The organism is Sphingomonas sp. PP-CE-1A-559 (assembly GCF_004340965.1).
GTDB lineage: Bacteria > Pseudomonadota > Alphaproteobacteria > Sphingomonadales > Sphingomonadaceae > Sphingomonas.
In genome coordinates this window covers 285,782-304,535 of sequence record NZ_SLYA01000002.1, presented here as the reverse complement: position 1 = coordinate 304,535, position 18,754 = coordinate 285,782, and the positions used below count along the sequence as shown (strand labels likewise).

17 protein-coding genes and 1 tRNA gene are annotated in these 18,754 nt (G+C 64.5%); 10 read left to right on the top strand and 8 right to left on the bottom strand.

Features of this window, described 5'->3' with window-relative positions; all coding sequences use genetic code 11:
- The first annotated feature begins 3 nt into the window (after positions 1-3).
- From C8J42_RS06840 to leuA, 5 genes are all read left to right on the top strand, one after another.
- A complete protein-coding gene (locus tag C8J42_RS06840) occupies positions 4-1,752 on the top strand; it encodes an acetolactate synthase 3 large subunit (RefSeq protein ID WP_133019421.1) in 1,749 nt (582 codons plus the stop codon).
- 1 nt (position 1,753) lies between these two features.
- Entirely contained in the window at positions 1,754-2,269 is a 516-nt protein-coding gene (gene ilvN, locus C8J42_RS06835; protein WP_056048113.1) for an acetolactate synthase small subunit, read from the top strand.
- Between the two features lie 101 nt (positions 2,270-2,370).
- Positions 2,371-3,390 (top strand): ketol-acid reductoisomerase, encoded by a 1,020-nt coding sequence (gene ilvC / locus C8J42_RS06830; protein WP_133019420.1) that lies wholly within the window; start codon positions 2,371-2,373, stop codon positions 3,388-3,390.
- A gap of 476 nt (positions 3,391-3,866) precedes the next feature.
- A complete protein-coding gene (locus C8J42_RS06825; RefSeq protein WP_133019419.1) occupies positions 3,867-4,472 on the top strand; it encodes a YceI family protein in 606 nt (201 codons plus the stop codon).
- A 194-nt stretch (positions 4,473-4,666) separates the two neighbouring features.
- Positions 4,667-6,325 carry a 2-isopropylmalate synthase gene (leuA, locus tag C8J42_RS06820; RefSeq protein WP_133019418.1) on the top strand — a complete coding sequence of 553 codons (1,659 nt, stop codon included), beginning with the start codon at positions 4,667-4,669 and terminating at the stop codon, positions 6,323-6,325.
- 44 nt (positions 6,326-6,369) lie between these two features.
- Here the strand turns inward: leuA and C8J42_RS06815 are convergent, their stop codons facing one another.
- The 4 genes from C8J42_RS06815 to folE all read right to left on the bottom strand — a co-directional run bounded on the left by C8J42_RS06815 (position 6,370) and on the right by folE (position 9,036).
- Positions 6,370-7,047, bottom strand: a complete 678-nt coding sequence (locus C8J42_RS06815; protein WP_133019417.1) for a type 1 glutamine amidotransferase domain-containing protein — start codon at positions 7,045-7,047, stop codon at positions 6,370-6,372.
- 231 nt (positions 7,048-7,278) lie between these two features.
- Entirely contained in the window at positions 7,279-7,635 is a 357-nt protein-coding gene (locus tag C8J42_RS06810; RefSeq protein ID WP_133019416.1) for a dihydroneopterin aldolase, read from the bottom strand.
- A complete protein-coding gene (locus C8J42_RS06805) occupies positions 7,628-8,398 on the bottom strand; it encodes an SDR family NAD(P)-dependent oxidoreductase (protein ID WP_133019415.1) in 771 nt (256 codons plus the stop codon). The genes C8J42_RS06810 and C8J42_RS06805 overlap by 8 nt, the downstream gene beginning before the upstream one ends.
- Positions 8,398-9,036: a GTP cyclohydrolase I FolE gene (gene folE, locus C8J42_RS06800; RefSeq protein ID WP_133019414.1), complete on the bottom strand. Its 639-nt coding sequence runs from the start codon at positions 9,034-9,036 to the stop codon at positions 8,398-8,400. Before folE ends, C8J42_RS06805 begins: the two co-directional genes overlap by 1 nt.
- A gap of 203 nt (positions 9,037-9,239) precedes the next feature.
- On the opposite strand from folE, the gene C8J42_RS06795 reads away from it, so the two are divergent.
- Complete coding sequence (locus tag C8J42_RS06795; RefSeq protein WP_133019413.1) at positions 9,240-12,299, top strand: TonB-dependent receptor; 3,060 nt, start codon at positions 9,240-9,242, stop codon at positions 12,297-12,299.
- Positions 12,300-12,713: 414 nt separating this feature from the next.
- On the opposite strand, the gene fghA is transcribed toward C8J42_RS06795, so the two are convergent.
- The 3 genes from fghA to C8J42_RS06780 form a co-directional block, all read right to left on the bottom strand.
- Positions 12,714-13,547: an S-formylglutathione hydrolase gene (gene fghA, locus C8J42_RS06790; protein ID WP_120299955.1), complete on the bottom strand. Its 834-nt coding sequence runs from the start codon at positions 13,545-13,547 to the stop codon at positions 12,714-12,716.
- Positions 13,548-13,864: 317 nt separating this feature from the next.
- Positions 13,865-14,248 carry a VOC family protein gene (locus C8J42_RS06785; RefSeq protein ID WP_120299954.1) on the bottom strand — a complete coding sequence of 128 codons (384 nt, stop codon included), beginning with the start codon at positions 14,246-14,248 and terminating at the stop codon, positions 13,865-13,867.
- A 10-nt stretch (positions 14,249-14,258) separates the two neighbouring features.
- Positions 14,259-15,365: an S-(hydroxymethyl)glutathione dehydrogenase/class III alcohol dehydrogenase gene (locus C8J42_RS06780; protein WP_133019412.1), complete on the bottom strand. Its 1,107-nt coding sequence runs from the start codon at positions 15,363-15,365 to the stop codon at positions 14,259-14,261.
- A 119-nt stretch (positions 15,366-15,484) separates the two neighbouring features.
- On the opposite strand from C8J42_RS06780, the gene C8J42_RS06775 reads away from it, so the two are divergent.
- From C8J42_RS06775 to C8J42_RS06765, 3 genes are all read left to right on the top strand, one after another.
- Positions 15,485-15,688, top strand: coding sequence for a DUF2945 domain-containing protein (locus tag C8J42_RS06775; protein WP_120299952.1), 204 nt, complete (start codon positions 15,485-15,487; stop codon positions 15,686-15,688).
- A 47-nt stretch (positions 15,689-15,735) separates the two neighbouring features.
- Positions 15,736-15,996, top strand: coding sequence for an SWIB/MDM2 domain-containing protein (locus C8J42_RS06770; RefSeq protein ID WP_031394799.1), 261 nt, complete (start codon positions 15,736-15,738; stop codon positions 15,994-15,996).
- A gap of 184 nt (positions 15,997-16,180) precedes the next feature.
- A tRNA-Arg gene (locus C8J42_RS06765) sits at positions 16,181-16,257 on the top strand.
- Positions 16,258-16,309: 52 nt separating this feature from the next.
- Here C8J42_RS06765 and C8J42_RS06760 read toward each other — a convergent pair.
- On the bottom strand, positions 16,310-16,975 hold the full coding sequence (locus C8J42_RS06760) for a UPF0149 family protein (RefSeq protein ID WP_133019411.1): 666 nt from the start codon (positions 16,973-16,975) through the stop codon (positions 16,310-16,312).
- A 229-nt stretch (positions 16,976-17,204) separates the two neighbouring features.
- On the opposite strand from C8J42_RS06760, the gene treF reads away from it, so the two are divergent.
- A complete protein-coding gene (gene treF / locus C8J42_RS06755) occupies positions 17,205-18,731 on the top strand; it encodes an alpha,alpha-trehalase TreF (RefSeq protein WP_133019936.1) in 1,527 nt (508 codons plus the stop codon).
- Positions 18,732-18,754 lie beyond the last annotated feature (23 nt).

Sequence of the window (18,754 nt, the reverse complement as noted above, 5' to 3'; positions counted from 1 at the left end):
GAAATGACCGAGAAGAGTGGAGCCGATATCCTGATCGAGGCGCTGTGCGATCTCGGTGTGGAGGTCGTCTTCGGCTATCCGGGTGGTGCCGTGCTGCCGATCTACGACGCGTTGTTTCGCAGCGGCCGGATCAAGCACATCCTCGTGCGCCACGAACAGGCTGCGACGCATGCCGCGGAAGGCTATGCCCGCTCGACCGGCAAGCCGGGCGTGGTGCTCGTCACTTCGGGTCCGGGCGCGACCAACGCGGTCACCGGGATCACCGATGCGCTGATGGATTCGATCCCGATGGTCGTGATCACCGGCCAGGTGCCGACCGCGCTGATCGGTACCGACGCGTTCCAGGAAGCCGATACCGTCGGCATCACGCGCCATTGCTCAAAGCATAACTACCTCGTGAAGGATCCCGCCAAGCTTGGCGACGTGATCCACGAGGCGTTCCACATCGCCACCTCGGGGCGTCCGGGGCCGGTGGTCGTCGACATCCCCAAGGACGTGCAGGTCGCGACCGCGCGCTACAAGAAGCCGGGGCCGATCCAGCACAAGACCTATCGCCCGCAGGTGAAGGCCGACCAGTCGCAGATCGAGCAACTCGTCGACATGCTGGCCGCGGCCGAACGCCCGATCCTGTACACCGGCGGCGGCATCATCAACTCGGGCCCCGCCGCGAGCCAGTTGCTGTGCGAACTCGTCCGCATTACCGGCGCACCGGTGACGTCGACGCTGATGGGCCTCGGCGCCTATCCCGCGTCCGGCCCGCAGTGGCTCGGCATGCTCGGGATGCACGGCACGTACGAGGCCAACATGGCGATGAACCAGGCCGACCTCGTCGTCGCGCTCGGCTCGCGCTTCGACGACCGCGTGACGGGGCGGCTCGACGCGTTCAGCCCGAACTCGCGGAAAGTACATATCGACATCGATCGCTCGTCAGTGAACAAGACGGTGCGCGTCGATCTCGGGATCATCGCGGACGTCGGTCATGCGCTCGAGGACATGGTGCGGATCTGGAAGAGCCGCCAGCATCCCAAGCCCGACACGACCGACTGGCAGCGGCGGATCGCCGGCTGGCGTGCGGTGAAGTGTCTCGATTTCCCCGAGAACGATCCGAACGAGATCATGCCGCAGCGCGCGATCCGCGCGCTGTTCGACGCGACGCACGCCCGGTCACCGATCATCACGACCGAGGTTGGCCAGCACCAGATGTGGGCAGCCCAGCATTTCGGGTTCGAGAAGCCGAACAAGTGGCTGACCAGCGGCGGTCTCGGCACGATGGGTTACGGCCTGCCGGCCGCGATCGGCGCGCAGCTCGGCAACCCGAACGCGCTGGTGATCGACATCGCCGGCGAAGCGTCGATCCAGATGAACATCCAGGAGCTGGCGACGGCGTCGCAATACCGGTTGCCGGTGAAGATCTTCATCCTCAACAACCAGTATATGGGCATGGTCCGCCAATGGCAGGAGCTCACCTATGAGAGCCGCTATGCCGAGAGCTATTCGGATTCGCTGCCCGATTTCGTGAAGCTCGGCGAGGCGTATGGCTGGAAGGGCCTCCTGATCGAGACGCGCGACCAGCTCGAGAGCGGGATCGCCGAGATGCTCGCGTATGACGGCCCGGTGATCGTCGATTGCCGAGTGTCGCAGCTGACCAACTGCTTCCCGATGATCCCGTCGGGGGCTGCGCATACCGACATGATCCTGCAGGCGAACGAAGTGTCCGGCACGATGGACGACGAAGCGAAGGCGCTGGTTTAAGATGCACATTTCCCAGGAAAAGGCCGAGCGGCACACGCTCGCCGTCATCGTCGACAACGAACCGGGCATCCTCGCCCGGATCGCCGGCCTGTTCACCGCGCGCGGCTATAATATCGAGAGCCTGACGGTGAGCGAGATCACCGCGGACAAGTCGGTCAGCCGGATCACCATCGTCACCAGCGCGTCGCCGGCGACGATGGAGCAGATCATCGCGCAGCTCGATCGGCTGGTGCCGGTGCACAAGGTCACCGACCTTACGGCACAAGGCGCGCACGTCGAACGCGAGTTGGCGCTGGTCAAGGTCCGTGGCACCGGGGACCACCGGATCGAAGCGTTGCGCCTCGCCGACGTCTACCGCGCGCGCGTGGTCGATGCGACGACGTCGAGCTTCGTGTTCGAGGTCACCGGCGGGATCGACAAGATCGACAAGTTCGTCGAACTCATGGGCGAAGTCGGCCTGATCGAAGTCGCCCGCACCGGCATAGTCGCGATCGCCCGCGGCAAAGAGCCGGCCTAACACTTCTCCGCTTTTAATGTTTTGTTCTCCCGCGAAGGCGGGAGCCTAGCCTGGACCTCCGCCTTCGCGGAGGGACACACCTTATCGAAAGGACCATTCCAATGCGTGTGTATTACGATCGCGACGCCGACCTGAACCTCATCACCGACAAGAAGATCGCGATCGTCGGCTATGGTTCGCAGGGCCATGCGCACGCGCAGAACCTCCGCGATTCAGGCGTCAAGGACGTCGCGATCGCGCTGCGCGAAGGCTCGGCCACCGCCAAGAAGGCGATCGAGGCGGGCTTCTCGGTCAAGTCGAACAAGGAGGCCGCTGCCTGGGCGGACATCGTCATGATCCTCGCGCCCGACGAGCATCAGGCGGCGATCTATGCGAGCGACCTGCACGACAACCTCAAGCAGGGCGCGACGATTGCGTTCGCGCATGGTCTCAACGTCCATTTCGGCCTGATCGAGCCCCGCGCCGATCTCGACGTCATCATGATCGCGCCGAAGGGGCCCGGCCATACCGTACGCAGCGAATATGTCCGCGGCGGCGGGGTCCCCTGCCTGATCGCGATCGACCAGGACAAGTCGGGCAACGCGCACGACATCGCTCTGGCCTACGCATCGGGCGTCGGCGGCGGTCGCTCGGGCATCATCGAGACCAACTTCCGCGAGGAATGCGAGACCGACCTGTTCGGCGAGCAGGCCGTGCTGTGCGGCGGCATCACCCACCTGATCCAGGCCGGGTTCGAGACGCTGGTCGAAGCCGGCTACGCGCCCGAAATGGCGTATTTCGAGTGCCTCCACGAGACCAAGCTGATCGTCGACCTGCTGTACGAGGGCGGCATCGCCAACATGCGCTACTCGATCTCGAACACGGCCGAGTATGGCGACATCACGACGGGTCCGCGGATCATCACGGCGGAGACCAAGGCGGAGATGAAGCGCGTGCTGGCGGATATCCAATCGGGCCGGTTCGTGAAAAACTTCATCCTCGACAACCGCGCGGGGCAGCCTGAGTTGAAGGCGGCACGGAAGCAGGCGCTGGCGCATCCGATCGAGAAGATCGGGTCGGAACTGCGCGGGATGATGCCATGGATCGGGAAGAATGCTCTCGTTGATAAGGCGAAGAACTGACGCGAACGCGAGCGCGCGACAGCGCGTGAGCGCGGCCGGCACGACGGAGCCTGCCTATAGGGCACGGCTTCGCCGGGTCCGACGGGCTGGCGTTCCCGCGCGTGCCACCACCCCGGCGAAGGCCGGGGCCCAGTTGGGAAGGTTCGAGTAACGGAACGCCGCCTTCCGTTAGCGACGTCCCCCAATTGGGCCCCGGCCTTCGCCGGGGTGGTATTATTATTATAAGGTGGGAGCCAGTCTCCCCTTTCTGTTCCCTCGCGAACGCGGGGGTCCAGGGTCTCGGGCGGTGTTCGTGGTTTAGCTGGGCCCCCGCGTCCGCGGGGGAACGAGAGCTGGCGATGTACTGTACCGGGAGCGGGAGCGGGAGCGCGAGCGCGCCCCCCACCGACCCAATTCCGAAACACAGCGTTGGCATAACGTCATTTGACGCGCCCGCCCCGCTCGGCCAGCATCGCGCGTCAAACAGGAGACCCCGCATGCGCCTAGTCCTAGCCACCATCCTCGCCCTCACCGCCGCACCCGTGCTGGCACAGACCGCCGCCATCCCCGGCGCCCCCGTCAAGGCACGCGTCGCCGCTGGCACCTACGCGGTCGACCCCAACCACACGCAGGTGACGTGGCAGGTCAACCACATGGGCTTCTCGATGCTCGAAGGGCAGCTCGGCGCGTCGGGGGGCAGCATCACGATCGATCCCGCCAAGCCGAACGCGACCAAGGTCGAAGTGAACTTCGCGATCGACCAGCTTTCGGTCACCGCGGCACCGTTTGCGGGCCATCTCAAGTCGAAGGATTTCTTCGACGCCGCGACCTATCCGACTGCCAAGTTCGTCTCGACCAAGGTCGTCGCGACCGGCGACAAGGCGACGATCACCGGCGACCTCACGCTCAAGGGCGTCACCAAGCCGGTCGTGCTCCAGGCGACCTTCATCGGTGCCGGTGCGAACCCGATGAACAAGAAGCTCAACTTCGGCTTCCGCGCGACGACTTCGATCAAGCGTAGCGACTTCAATATCGGCGCCTACGCCCCGGTCGTGTCGGACAAGGTCGACCTGACGATCAACGCTGCGTTCTCGGCGCAATAATCTGTCGAATTTTCTATCGCGCTGGACACGGACTGTGTCCGCGCGATAGGACGACGATAATGACGTATGGCCGCCTCCTGCTGCTTCGACTTACGCGCCCTTAGGCGCGCCGATCGTTTGCGCGGTGGCCATGCCCCGCGCCTCGCGCCTAAGGGCTGACCCGAACGCTCCCGACGACACGAGAGACACGAGCCATGCTGCGCGACCCATCGACCAAATACCGTCCCTTCCCACAAGTCGACTTGCCCGACCGCCAATGGCCGTCGAAGACGATCGTCAAGCCGCCGCGCTGGCTGTCGACCGATCTGCGCGACGGCAACCAGGCGCTGATCGACCCGATGGACGCGGAGAAGAAAACGCGCTTCTTCGACCTGCTCTGCAAGGTCGGACTGAAGGAGATCGAGGTCGGCTTCCCGAGCGCCGGCGCGACCGAATTCGACTTCATCTCCGGCCTCGTGAAGACCGGCCGCATCCCTGACGACGTATCGATCCAGGTGCTGACCCAGTCGCGCCGCGACCTGATCGAGACGAGCTTTGCCAGCCTCGTCGGCGCTAAGACCGCGATCGTGCACCTCTACAACGCGGTGTCGCCGGCATGGCGCAAGATCGTGTTCGGGATGGACCGGGCGCAGGTGAAGCAGATCGCGATCGACGGCGCCAAGGTGCTGCGCGACCAAGCCGCCAAGCAGCCGAACGTCCGCTGGCAGTTCGAATACAGCCCCGAGACCTTTTCGACCGCCGAACTCGATTTCTCGCTGGAAGTTTGCGAGGCGGTGATGGACGTCCTGATGCCTACGCCCGAGAACCCGATCATCTTCAACCTGCCCGCCACCGTCGAGTGCGCGACGCCGAACATCTATGCCGACCAGATCGAATGGTTTGGGCGCCATATCCGCAATCGCGACGCGGTGGCGATCTCGCTGCACACGCACAACGACCGCGGTACCGGCGTCGCGGCGGCGGAACTCGGCATGATGGCGGGCGCGGACCGCGTCGAGGGCTGCCTGCTCGGCAATGGCGAGCGCACCGGCAATTGCGATCTCGTGACCGTCGCGCTCAACATGTACACGCAGGGCGTCGACCCGAAGCTCGACCTGTCGGACATCGACGGGGTCGTGAACACGGTCAATTACTGCACCAACATCCCCGTCCACCCGCGCACGCCCTATGCCGGTGACCTGGTGTTCACGGCGTTTTCCGGATCGCATCAGGACGCGATCAAGAAGGGCTTTGCGGCGCAGGAAGCGAAGAACGACACGCTGTGGGAGGTGCCGTATCTCCCGATCGACCCCGCCGATCTCGGCCGCAGCTACGAGGCGGTGATCCGCGTCAACTCGCAGTCGGGCAAGGGCGGCGTCGCCTGGGTCATCGAGCAGGACAAGGGGCTGAAACTGCCCAAACGGTTGCAGGCGGACTTCAGCCGTCACGTCCAGGCCTATGCCGACGAGACAAGCCGCGAGCTGAACGCGGCGGATATCTGGGGCCTGTTCGAGCGGACGTACATGCCGCAGGCGGACGACCGCGTCGAGTTGCGCGATTACGAGGAGAGCGGTGCTTCGGGGCAGCGGGTGTTCATCGGTCGCGTCGCGATCGATGGCGAGGAGCGGTCGATCTCGGGGCGCGGCAACGGGCTGATTTCCGGCGTGATCGCGGCGATCGCGGAGTCGACCGGGCCGACTTTGGACGTGGTCGACTACAACGAGCACGCGATCGGCCACGGGGCGGATGCGCAGGCGGCGGCTTACGTCGAATGCCGGACCGCCGAGGGTCGGACCGTGTTCGGCGTCGGCATGGATACCGACATTGCCACCGCCTCGGTGCGTGCGGTCCTGAGCGCCGCCAACCGCGCCTGACCTTGTAAAAGACGGCCACCCGCTGAACCGGTGGCCGTTTCTCCTTACGCCAGTTTCGCCAGCAACGCCTCTGCCGCCTTGGCCGACGAAGCGGGGTTCTGGCCGGTGATCAGCAGGCCGTCCTCGACCACGTACACGCCCCAGTCGGCGGTCTTCGAATAGGTGCCGCCCTTCTGTTGCAGCATGTCTTCGACCAGGAACGGCACGACATCGCTGAGCCCGACGGCCGCCTCTTCGCTGTTGGTGAAGCCGGTTACCGTCTTGCCCTTCACGAGTGGCGTACCGTCAGCGGCCTTTACGTCGCGCAGCACGCCGGGTGCGTGACAGACCAGCGCGACGGGCTTCCCTGCGCCGATCGCGGTCTCGATCAAAGCGATCGATGCCGGATCGTTGGCGAGATCCCAGAGCGGCCCGTGCCCACCGGGATAGAATACTGCGTCGTAGTCGGCGATCTGCATGTCGGACAGTACGCGCGTATCGGCGAGCGCCGCGGTGGCCTCCGCATCGGCGTCGAACCGCCGCGTCGCATCGGTCTGCGCTTCGGGCTTGGCGCTGCTTGGATCGAGCGGCGGCTGGCCACCGGCCGGCGACGCGAGCGTGATGTCCACGCCGGCATCCTTGAACACGTAGTAAGGCGCGGCAAGTTCCTCGAGCCAGAAGCCGGTCTTGCGGCCGGTATCACCGAGATCGGCATGCGAGGTGAGGACGACGAGAATTTTCAATTTTGGTCTCCGGATCGCGTTCGTGGGGAGAGAACGAACCGGCTCTAGGATCGGCGCCTTACGCATGTGAAACGAATTGCGCCCGAACGTGGGACTATCGCCCTGAGCAGGACCGGTCGGCAATCATACGGAGGCATGCCCTACCTGTTCTCCCGCGAAGGCGGGAGCCCAGTCTGGATCCCCGCCTTCGCGGGGAAACAAGTCTTTCCCAAACGCTGGATCGATCTCCCGCTAGATCCGTCGCTCCCGCACGATGCGGCAGCCGATCGCGGCGTCCGGGTAGACGTCGGTCTTCATCGTCTCGATCTCGACCCGCCTCACCCGTTCGTCCCTCAGGCACAGTGCAGCGATCGCCTCGCAGAGCGTCTCCTGCAGCGCGAACGGGCGCTCCGCTACCATCGCAAGGATGCCTGCGCGGACGAAGTCGTAATCGAGCACTTCACCGATCGCATCCTCGCCGAGCGGGGCTGGATACACGACCGTCATTTCGACCGAGACGACTACGCGTTGTGGCGCGACCTCGTGCGGGTGGATGCCGAGGCGCATCATCACCTCGAGCCCGTCCAGGATCGTCGTGAATTCAGCCATTCCGCCCCCCAGGGTCCCGATCGAACATCACGTCACCGTCTCGCGTCAGAAACCGTTGTCCGCAATCCACGAACACATTCTGCCCCGTCACGCCTTTTGCGATCAGCAGCCACGCGACCGCGTCCGCGACCGCTTCGGCGCCGACCGGTCGCTCGAGCAAATTGTCGCTCGCTACGGCCGCGAACTCTTCTTCGCTCTGGTCTCCGCTCGGCAAGGTCAGCCCCGGCGATACCGCGTTGACCGAGATACGCGGGCCGAGCGCCTGTGCCAGCATCGTCGTTGCCCCCTCCAGCGCGATCTTGCCGCAACTGTACGAGAAGAAGTCCGGGTTGAGGTTGGCGACCTTCTGGTCGAGCACATTGACCACAGCGCCGTCCGCGACGTCGTCCTGCGACGCCAGCGCGGACGCCAGCAGCACCGGCGCGCCGCAATTGATCGCGCCAAGCTCGGCGAACAGCACCGGATCGACGGTCGGTGGTCGGTCGAACTCGAACTTCGACGCGCAGTTTACCAGTCCGTCGATCCGTCCGCCAATCGCAGTGCGCGCCGCCGCAAACAGGTCGCCGATCGTGCCGAGGTCATTCAGGTCCCCAGGCACCGCAGCAGCACGCCCTCCCCCGTCGACGATCTCCTGCACCAGCGCAGCCGCCTCGTCGGGAGAATGTCCCTGATGCACGACCACGGCATGCCCGTCCGCAGCCAGCCGCCGAACGATCGCCGCGCCCAGCCGCTTCGCCCCGCCCGTCACCAGGACGGTTCGCATCAAACGCCGCGCCCCATCAACGCCAGCACTTCCTTGCGGCTGCGCTCGTCGTCGCGGAACACGCCCATCATCCGGCTCGTGACCATCGTCACCCCCGGCGTGCGGACACCGCGCGCGGTCATGCAGGCATGGCTCGCCTCGATCACCACCGCGACGCCCTGCGGCTTGAGGTTGTCCCAGATGCAGTCCGCCACTTCCGCGGTCAGCCGCTCCTGCACCTGCAGCCGCCGCGCGAAGCCATGCAACACGCGCGCGAGCTTCGAGATGCCGACGACATGATTGCGCGGCAGGTACGCGATGTGCGCCTTGCCGATGATCGGCGCCATGTGATGCTCGCAATGCGACTGGAACGGGATGTCCTTGAGCAGCACGATCTCGTCATAGCCGCCGACTTCCTCGAACACGCGGTCGAGATGTTTCGCCGGATCGTCGCCATAGCCCGCGCAATATTCCTTCCACGCACGTGCAACACGACGCGGCGTGTCGAGCAGCCCCTCGCGGGTCGGATCGTCTCCCGCCCAGCGGATCAACGTACGGATCGCCGACGCTACGTCATCGGGCACAATCACCTTGCCGTCGGGACCCAGCACATCGCCTTCAACCGGCCGCCCATCGGACCCGTTCAGTTCATCCCGCATCGCAACACCCTTTGTCAGCATACCCAAACATCGGAACATGGGTCCTCTTTTGCAACTGTTTCATTTCAGCAACGCGCCGTAAATCCCAGTAATCCGGGGCTCAAAATGCGTTGACGCTAGATCGTTTTCGTCGTTACTTCGCCATACCTGAAAAACTAAATCGTGAATCGGCACAGACCGGCACGATCGGGGAGAGGACTGACATGGCCAAGTTCGAATTGCTCGCCGCCTCGGCGATGATACTCCTGTCGATTGCGCCGGCAATGGCCCAGACGGCCACCACGTCGGCTGGAAATGCCGGCCCCACCAACGGCCCCGGGCAGGAAGCGCCGTCGACGCCCGGCACATCGACGCAGACCACCCCCGCCGATACCGCGGCCAGCGCCTACGCGTCGCAGGATATCGTGGTTACCGCGCAACGCCAATCGCAACGTTTGCAGGATGTTCCGATTGCAGTAAGCGCTTTTACCGCGGACACGATCTCGAAGCAGCAGATCGTCAACCCGAGTGCGCTCCAGCAGACGCTGCCCAACGTCACCTTCACCAAGACCAATTTCACCACGTCGAGCTTCACGATCCGCGGGATCGGCGATCTCTGCGTCGGCGCGACCTGCGACCAGGCGACCGCGATCCACGTCAACGACATGCCGCTGGTCACCACGCGACTGTTCGAAAGCGAGTTCTTCGATCTCGAGCGGATCGAGGTGTTGCGCGGACCTCAGGGCACGCTGTTCGGCCGCAACGCCACCTCGGGCGTGGTCAACTTCATCACCGCCAAGCCGGACCTGTCGGGGATCCACGCCGCCGCCGAAGCCGAATACGGCAATTACGACTCGAAGCGTGCGCGGGCGATGATCAACCTGCCCTTCACTGACACGCTCGGCATCCGCGTCGCGGGCACGTATCTCAACCGCGACGGCTATACCAAGAACACCTATGACAATTCGAAGATCGACGGGCGCGACCTGTATTCGATCCGCGGCACGTTGTCGTGGGAGCCGAGCAGCGATACCCGCGTCGACCTGATCGGCTATTATTTCCGCGAGAAGGACAATCGCAGCCGTATCCAGAAGCAGCTCTGCCACCGCGATCCGACCGGCATCCTGGGCTGCCTTCCCGATCGTCTCGCGAACGAAACGCCGAACGGCAACTCGACGCTGGCCGCGACGCTTGCCTCGACACAGTATTTCGGGATTGCCGGCACGCAGCTTGGGCACCCGGAGATTGCCGCGATCGGCCTGCAGAACCTGTATGCGACCGACACCTATGCCGGGGTGGTCAATCCCGGCGACGTCCGCACCGTCCGGATCGATTCCAACCCGACCTATTTCGCCGAGGAAGAGCAGTACACCGCCAAGATCTTCCATGATTTCGGTCCGGTCTCGTTCAACTTTACCGGCGGGTTCTCGCGCAATACGGTCGACAGCACGACCGACTTCAACCTCGCGGTCGAGAATCCGCTCGCGGCCAATGTCGGCCTGAACACGCTGAACGCGATTGGCCGCCCCGGCGTCGTGATTCCGCTGCCCGGCGGTGCGCTGGTCAATACCGGCTATCTGAACGGCGTCCGCTCCGTGCTGATCCCCAATGGCCCCGCCGGCGGCGCGTGCCAGTCGGGTGCCGATCCGAACAATGTCGGCGTGTTCGGCGGCAACGGCATCGGCTGTTACGCGCAGAGCCTCGACGTCGATCGCTCGCGGCAGGTGAACCGGCAATATTCGGCCGAGGCTCATATCGACAGCTCGTTCGACGGCATGTTCAACTTCCTGCTCGGCGGCATCTATGTGGACTCGCGCAGCCAGAACACCGACTATTTCGTCAACGCGTTCGGGCTGGATTACGCATCGGGCGTGCTCGGCGCAGCCAGCTCGGCGGCGATCCCGGGCGTCAACGGCAACGCGTTCCTCGCGACGCCGTTCTACCGCAACGACGGCGACGATTTCCGCCTGAAATCCTACGGTATCTTCGGCGAGACCTATTTCGAGTTCAACGACAAGCTGAAGCTGACGCTCGGCCTGCGCTACAACCACGACGAGAAGGACGTGAAGGCGCGCAACATCACGCTGAACGTGCTCACCCCGATCGGCGCGTCGAACATGACGCAGGGGCTGAACTACACCACCACCGACTTCGACTCGACGCGCGCCGGGGTGCAGGAATATGCGCTCGACAAGGTCAGCTTCTCGCGGCTCACCGGCCGTGCGGTGATCGACTACAAGATCTCGCCCGACAATCTGATCTACGCGTCCTATTCGCGCGGCTACAAGTCGGGCGGCATCAATCCGCCCTTGCCCGCGACCTTCTCGGTGCCGACGACCTTCACGCCCGAGAAGATCGACTCGTTCGAGATCGGTTCGAAGAATACCTTCGGTAACGGCGCGCTGCGGCTCAACGTCACGGGCTTCTACTACAAGTACAAGCAGTTGCAGCTGAGCCGGATCGTCGCGCGGACTGCGGTCAACGACAATGTCGACGCCAATGTCTATGGCGTCGAGGCTGAGGCGATCCTCAGCCCGATCCCGGCGTTCGTCGTCAACATGAATGCGAGCTACCTCCACAGCGAGGTGTCGGCGGACAAGTTCCTGGTCAATCCGCGCGATCCGTCGGGCGGCCGCTCCGACGCGGTGATCATCAAGGACCTGCAGAGCGCCGCCAACTGCGCGGTCGTACCGACCACCGCAGGCAATATCGTCGGGGTGAACACCTATGTCGGCGCGGTGAACTCAGGTCTCGGCCTGCGCGGCCCCGTGGCGATCCCGACGACCAACACCACCGGCGCGTACAGCCTGTGCTCGGTTCTCGCCTCGACCGCCGCCAATCCTCCGGCGGCGCTGCGTGCGCTGTTCGGCGTCCCGACCGGTGCTCTGCCGTACAGCGTCATCGACGGCGTCGGCGTCAACATCCGCGGCGGCAAGCTGCCCCAGGCACCGACCTACAAATTTTCGGCGGGTGCGCAGTACACGGTCGCGTTCGGCAACGGCATGTCGATCGTGCCGCGCGTGGACCTCAACTACACCGGCGGCTTCACCGCATCGATCTTCAACCAGCTGGTCGACCGCGTGCAGGGTTATGAGGTGATCAACGCGCAGGTGCAGCTGAACGGCGCGGAAGACCGCTGGTTCCTGCGCGGCTTCGTGCAGAATTTGACGAACAATGACTCGATCACGGGCCAGGCGGTCGGCGACCAGTCGTCGGGGCTGTTCACGAATATCTTCACGATCGACCCGCGCCGGTATGGCATCGCGGCTGGGTTCAAGTTCTGAGCGACGTCGCAAACGATCCTCCCCCGCCAGGGGGAGGTGGCGCCGAAGGTGACGGAGGGGGGGACACGGAGCAGCGGTGGGCGCGTGCCTCCCCCTCCGTCTGGCAAGAGCCAGCCACCTCCCCCTTGCGGGGGAGGATTTCAAGGCGCCCTGTCTCCTCGTGAGGGCGGGACCCAAGCCAAGATTCCGCCTTCACGAGAGAACCTGGGGGCAAGGTGCCGCACGACTACGGAGTCGTACTGCTTTGAAGGAGCTAGCCCCCGACTTGCTCCCCTCCCTGAAAGGGAAGGGTTGGGGGTGGGTCGGTCTGGATCGGCCGCGGTGTATACTAAGCAGCCTACCCACCCCCGGCCCCTCCCTTTCAGGGAGGGGGGAAGATAGCAGGTGCCCCTCCTCAACGGAGAGGAGAGACGATTACTTCAGGCGCTTGGCGTGCCACGCCACATGATCCGCCATGAAGGTCGAGATGAAGTTGTAGCTGTGGTCATACCCCGGCTGCATCCGTAGCGTCAGATCGATCCCCGCCGCCTTGCAAGCCGCTGCCAGCAACTCAGGCCTCAACTGCTCCACCAGAAAGCCGTCGGCATCGCCTTGGTCTACCAGGATGTCTTCCACCCGCGCGCCATCTTCGATCAACGCACACGCGTCATACGCCCGCCACGCCGTCCGGTCCGGCCCGAGATACCCGCCAAGCGCCTTGTCACCCCAGGGGCACTGCAACGGCGACACGATCGGTGCGAACGCCGACACGCTCCGGAACCGCTCAGGATTGCGCAACGCGATCGTCAGCGCACCATGACCGCCCATCGAGTGTCCGAAGATCCCCTGCCGCGCCATATCCGCCATCGGAAATTCCGCGCCGATCAGCGCCGGCAGTTCGTCCTCGACATAGGTCCGCATCCGGAAATTCTTCGCCCAAGGCTGCTCAGTCGCATCGACGTAGAAGCCTGCGCCCTTGCCGAAGTCGTACGCTTCGTCGTCCGGCACGTCGTCCCCGCGTGGCGAGGTATCCGGCGCGATCAGGATCACGCCCAGGTCGGCACACGCGCGGCGATACTCGCCCTTGTCCATGACGTTGGCGTGCGTGCAGGTGAGCCCCGACAGGAACCACAACACGGGTAACCGCGCGCCCTCGTCATGCGGCGGCACGTAAACCGCGAAGGTCATGTCGGTGCCGGTCGCGGTCGAGGCGTGGCGGTACACGCCCTGCGTGCCGCCATACGCCTTGCTGGTGGATACGGTTTCCATCAGCCCAACTTTTCAAACTTGCGTTTGCCTATGAGGCGGACCGCCTCCAGCTCTTGAATCAAAATGTCGATCTCACGTGAAAACTCTGAAAAGTTCTGAGCGTCTTGGGTTAGGCAAATATGCAATGGTTTTCCATTCTGATCGCGCGTGCTCGGGAACGAATGGTACTCATCGACAGCGACATGCCCGCTAGTCCACCCACTCCCATCGCAACTGGCAAAAACTTAAATCGCGGCATTAGGTCGCAACTGCGGTCGACGCGTGGCGGTAGACGCCCTGCGTGCCGCCATACGCCTTGCTGGTGGAAACGGTTTCCATCACGCGACCCGATGCGCGGCGCAGAGCTTGTTGCCCGCCGGATCTCGCAGATAGGCGAGATACAGCGTGCGACCCGCGGTACCCTGGCGAATCCCGGGCGGGTCCTCGCACGCGGTCCCGCCGTTCGCGAGCCCCGCGGCGTGCCACGCATCGGCGGCCTCGGGCGACGCGGCGACGAAGCCCATCGTGCTGCCGTTGCCATGGCTCGCCGGCTGCCCGTCGATCGGCTTCGTCAGCAGGAAACGGCCGCCGGCGTGGGCGTAGACCACCCGGCCCCATTCATCGACGACGCCCTGGGGCACGCCGAGCGCGCCCAAAGCCGCGTCGTAGAACGTCTTCGACGCGGCGATATCGTCGGCGCCGAGCATGATATGGCTGAACATCCGCGCGTCCTCAGTAGATCACGACGGAGCGGATGCTCTCGCCGGCGTGCATCAGGTCGAAGCCCTTGTTGATCTCGTTGAGCGTCAGGCGGTGCGTGATCATCGGGTCGATCTCGATCATTCCGTTCATGTACCAGTCGACGATCTTCGGCGTATCCGTCCGCCCACGCGCGCCGCCGAACGCCGTCCCGCGCCAGTTGCGGCCGGTGACCAGCTGGAACGGTCGCGTCGAGATCTCCTTGCCCGCCTCGGCCACGCCGATCACGATCGATGTGCCCCAGCCGCGATGGCATGCCTCCAGCGCCTGCCGCATGACGGTCGTGTTGCCGGTCGCGTCGAAGGTATAGTCCGCGCCGCCGTCGGTCAGCGCGACGATGTGCTGGACGATATCGCCCACATCCTTAGGATTGGCGAAGTGCGTCATACCGAAGCGCCGGCCCCATTCCTCGCGGTCGGGGTTGATGTCGACGCCGACGATCATCCCTGCACCGGCAAGCCGCGCGCCCTGGATCACGTTCAACCCGATCCCGCCGAGCCCGAACACGACGACCGTATCACCCGGCTGCACCTTCGCCGTGTGCACCACCGCGCCGACGCCCGTCGTCACGCCGCAGCCGACATAGCAGGAGGTGTCGAACGGCGCGTCCTCACGGATCTTTGCGACCGAGATCTCGGGCAACACCGTGAAATTCGAGAAAGTCGAGCAACCCATATAGTGGAAGATCGGCTGGCCCTTGTAGCTGAACCGCGTCGTGCCATCGGGCATCAACCCCTTGCCCTGCGTGGCGCGGATCGCGGTGCACAGGTTCGTCTTCTGGCTGAGGCACGACTTACACTGGCGACACTCGGGGGTGTAAAGCGGGATGACGTGATCGCCGACGGAGACGCTGGTCACGCCCGCGCCGATCTCGCGGACGATGCCAGCGCCCTCATGGCCGAGCACGCTCGGAAACAACCCTTCCGAATCAAGCCCGTCGAGCGTGTATGCGTCGGTGTGGCAGATGCCCGTCGCCATGATTTCGACGAGCACTTCGCCGAATTTCGGCCCTTCGAGGTCGAGTTCGACGATCTCGAGCGGTTTTTTTGCCTCGAAGGCTACGGCGGCGCGGGTCTTCATGGGTGGGTCTCCTTGATTGCCGCCCTGATGGCCCTCGCGCCACGTCTCCGCAACCCGCAGGCGATGCAACCAATGCCGCGTTGCCGCGCTTGATCCTTTCAAATCAAGGAGATGGCGCGATGAAGGATCCGAAGAAGGGCGACGAGGTCACTTGGAAATCGCACGGCGGTGAAGCGCACGGCACGGTCGAGAAGAAGCAGACCACCGATACGAAGATCAAGAGCCACACCGTCAAGGCGTCCAAGGAGGAGCCGCAGTTCATCGTAAGGAGTGACAAGGGCGGCAAGGCAGCGCACAAGGCGGACGCGCTCACCAAGGCGTGACCACGCGCGCAGTGCCCAACGCACGCGCGCAACAGGAAGGAATGCTTATGGCTACAGCTCCCAAGACCGGCGGCATCCACGCCCCCGTCCAGCCCTCTCCCGAGCTCGGCGAGATCGTCGGCAACGACAAGCTGCCGCGCAGCGAAGTGATCAGCAAGGTTTGGGTCTACATCAAGGCCCACAACCTCCAGAACCCCGAGAACAAGCGCGAGATTCTGGCTGACGAGAAGCTGAAGAAGGTCTTCGGGCGTGACAAGTGCACGATGTTCGAGATGAACAAGTACATCTCGCAGCACGTCAAGGCCTAACCGCCAGCACTGCACGGCAAGCGGCGACGGGGCATCGTAAGCGATACCCGTCGCCCCTTGATCGAACCCCGCCTAGGGTTCGTAATATCGAGATTATCGTCGTGGCTCGAACGTTACCGCGCACGACCGGACGCTAGCCCCGCGCTTGATCGTCCCACCCGACCGGCGTATTGCGCCCGCCAATGCCCCCGTAGCTCAGCCGGATAGAGCGACGGTTTCCTAAACCGTAGGCCGCGTGTTCAAATCTCGCCGGGGGCACCAGCTTTTCCGCAGTAGGCCGCTGCCGCTTCGAGGTGCCGGACGGACGGCACCCTTATCCGCAGCAGCGTTTGGATTTCTTTCCCGAACCGCAGGGGCACGGATCGTTTCGGCCGATCTTCGTCGGCGTGGCGATCACCGGTGTGCCTGATGATGCACCCGCGTTCTGGGAATGCGCTGCGTGGAGTTTCAAGACGGCGGCGACGATCTGCGCTGGGGCGTGCGCGTCGAGAGCGTTGACCTCGACGCTGTCGAGCGTGGTCTCGTTGGTGACGATCGCGATCAGCGCCCTGATCTGCGCCACGGCGTCGGCGGTATCGGGATCGGTGCTGTCACCCAACGCCGTCCAGCTTTCTGGCCTGAGCGCCACCGCTTCGGCGAAACCGTCGATCCAGGCTTCCCAGAGGACGTCGCCATTTCGGTCGTCGGTGTCGAAGATCGGCTGGGCCTTGCCGCGGGTCAGGTCGCGAACGATCTCGGCGTAGCGTGCCATCACCGCATCGACGAACCACTGGACGTCGGCGGGATCGTCGAACGGCGGGTCGACGCTATCGTCCGAGCCCCAGATGCTCTGGAGCCACTCGCTCTGCGGGATCGTGTCGGGGCCGACCACCAAGCCTGTCAGGAAGCCGTCGAGTTCGGTGAGCAGCATCGGCTCCTCGAGCGGGAGGTCGGCGAGCGCGCCGTCGAGGCGACGGAAACGGGAGGGAAGGTTTTTCATGGGTTCGGGTCGGCTGCCTTGGAGAATGCAGTGCGTCATAGCCTGCCGATGATGGGCGCTGCCAGCGACGAGTGGTGCAAAGCCCTGCGTCAACCGGAATGGACGGGGCGCGTGACACTTGCCTCGTGCGAGCGATCCTTCCATTGCATTCGGGTCGCCCACCGGATCGGGAAATTCGTACGTGATCAGAACCCTTTGCCGTTTCGCCGCGCTGGCCTCGATCGCGACGATGGCTCTGGCACAGCAAACCCCGTCTTCGTCGGTTCGATCGCCCGCCGACCTCTACGGCGCGTTGTTCGAGGCCGTTCAGCAAGGCCATGTGTTCGCGGATGGGAAGACGTTCGTCGACGCGGTGCCGAAGCGGTCGGCGGAGGCGATCATGGCCGACTATGTGCGGACCAAACCAGCCGGCCCCGCCCTCAAGGGATTCGTGCTCGCCAATTTCGTGGTGCCTGGCGAGAATGATCGCGGCTCGGGTGATCTCAGGACGCACGTGCGCACACTCTGGCCACAGCTCGTGCGCCAGCCGGTAGAGCCGATCGCGGGCAGCTCCGCGTTGCCGCTCCCTGCCCGCTATGTCGTGCCGGGCGGACGTTTTCGCGAGATCTATTACTGGGACAGCTATTTCACGATGCTCGGGCTGAAGGTCGATGGCCAGCAGCCGCTCGTGGAGTCGATGATCGAGGATTTCACCAGCCTGATCGAGCGATACGGCCATATCCCGAACGGGACGCGCACCTATTATCTCAGCCGGTCGCAGCCGCCTTACTACGCGTTGATGCTCGATCTCTCGACCAACACCGATCCCGCTGTGGCTAAGCGCCGGCTGGCGGCGCTGCGGGCAGAGCATGCGTTCTGGATGAAAGGTGAGGCCTGCGTCGACGGCAAGCCCGCGTGCCTGCGCGTGGTGCGGATGCCCGACGGGAGCATGCTGAACCGCTATTACGACGACCGCGATACGCCGCGTGACGAATCCTATGCCGAGGACGTCGAGACCGCGGCGAAGGCAGCACCCCGCCCCGCGGCCGACACGCAGCGCAATCTGCGTGCGGGGGCGGAGAGCGGGTGGGACTTTAGTTCGCGCTGGCTCCGCGATCCGAAGTCGCTCGCGACGGTCCATACCATCGACATCGTGCCGGTCGATCTCAACAGTCTTTTGTGGGCGATGGAACGCCGCATCGCCGAGCGCTGCCAAACTGTGGGCGACGCGCCGTGCGCGACTGCGTTCACGACGCTCGCGGCGAAGCGCAAGACCGCGATAGACCGCTATCTCTGGCAGGCGACGACCGCGCGCTATGCCGACTGGGATCTATCGACACGCAAGCCCACCGCGAGCGTCAACGCGGCGATGCTGCACCCGCTGTTCGTTGGGCTCGCGTCGCCTGCGCAGGCAAAGACGGTCGCGGCGACGGTACGCAAATCGCTGGTGGCCGAGGGCGGCTTGCGGACGACGACGCTGAACACCGGGCAGCAATGGGACGAGCCCAATGGCTGGGCGCCGCTGCAATGGGTGGCGATCGCCGGGCTGAAGCGAAACGGCGAACCGGCGCTCGCGAAGGACATCGCCAAGCGCTGGCTCGGGACGGTCGGCGCGGCCTATGCCGAAACCGGCAAGATGCTCGAGAAATACAATATCGAGCAGCGTACGCCGGGTGGTGGCGGCGAATATCCGGTGCAGGACGGCTTCGGCTGGACCAACGGCGTCACCAGCGCGATCCTCGATCGGTATCCCGACCTGACGCAGAAGGCGAAGTAGGGCCTGAACCCAAGCGAACGTTC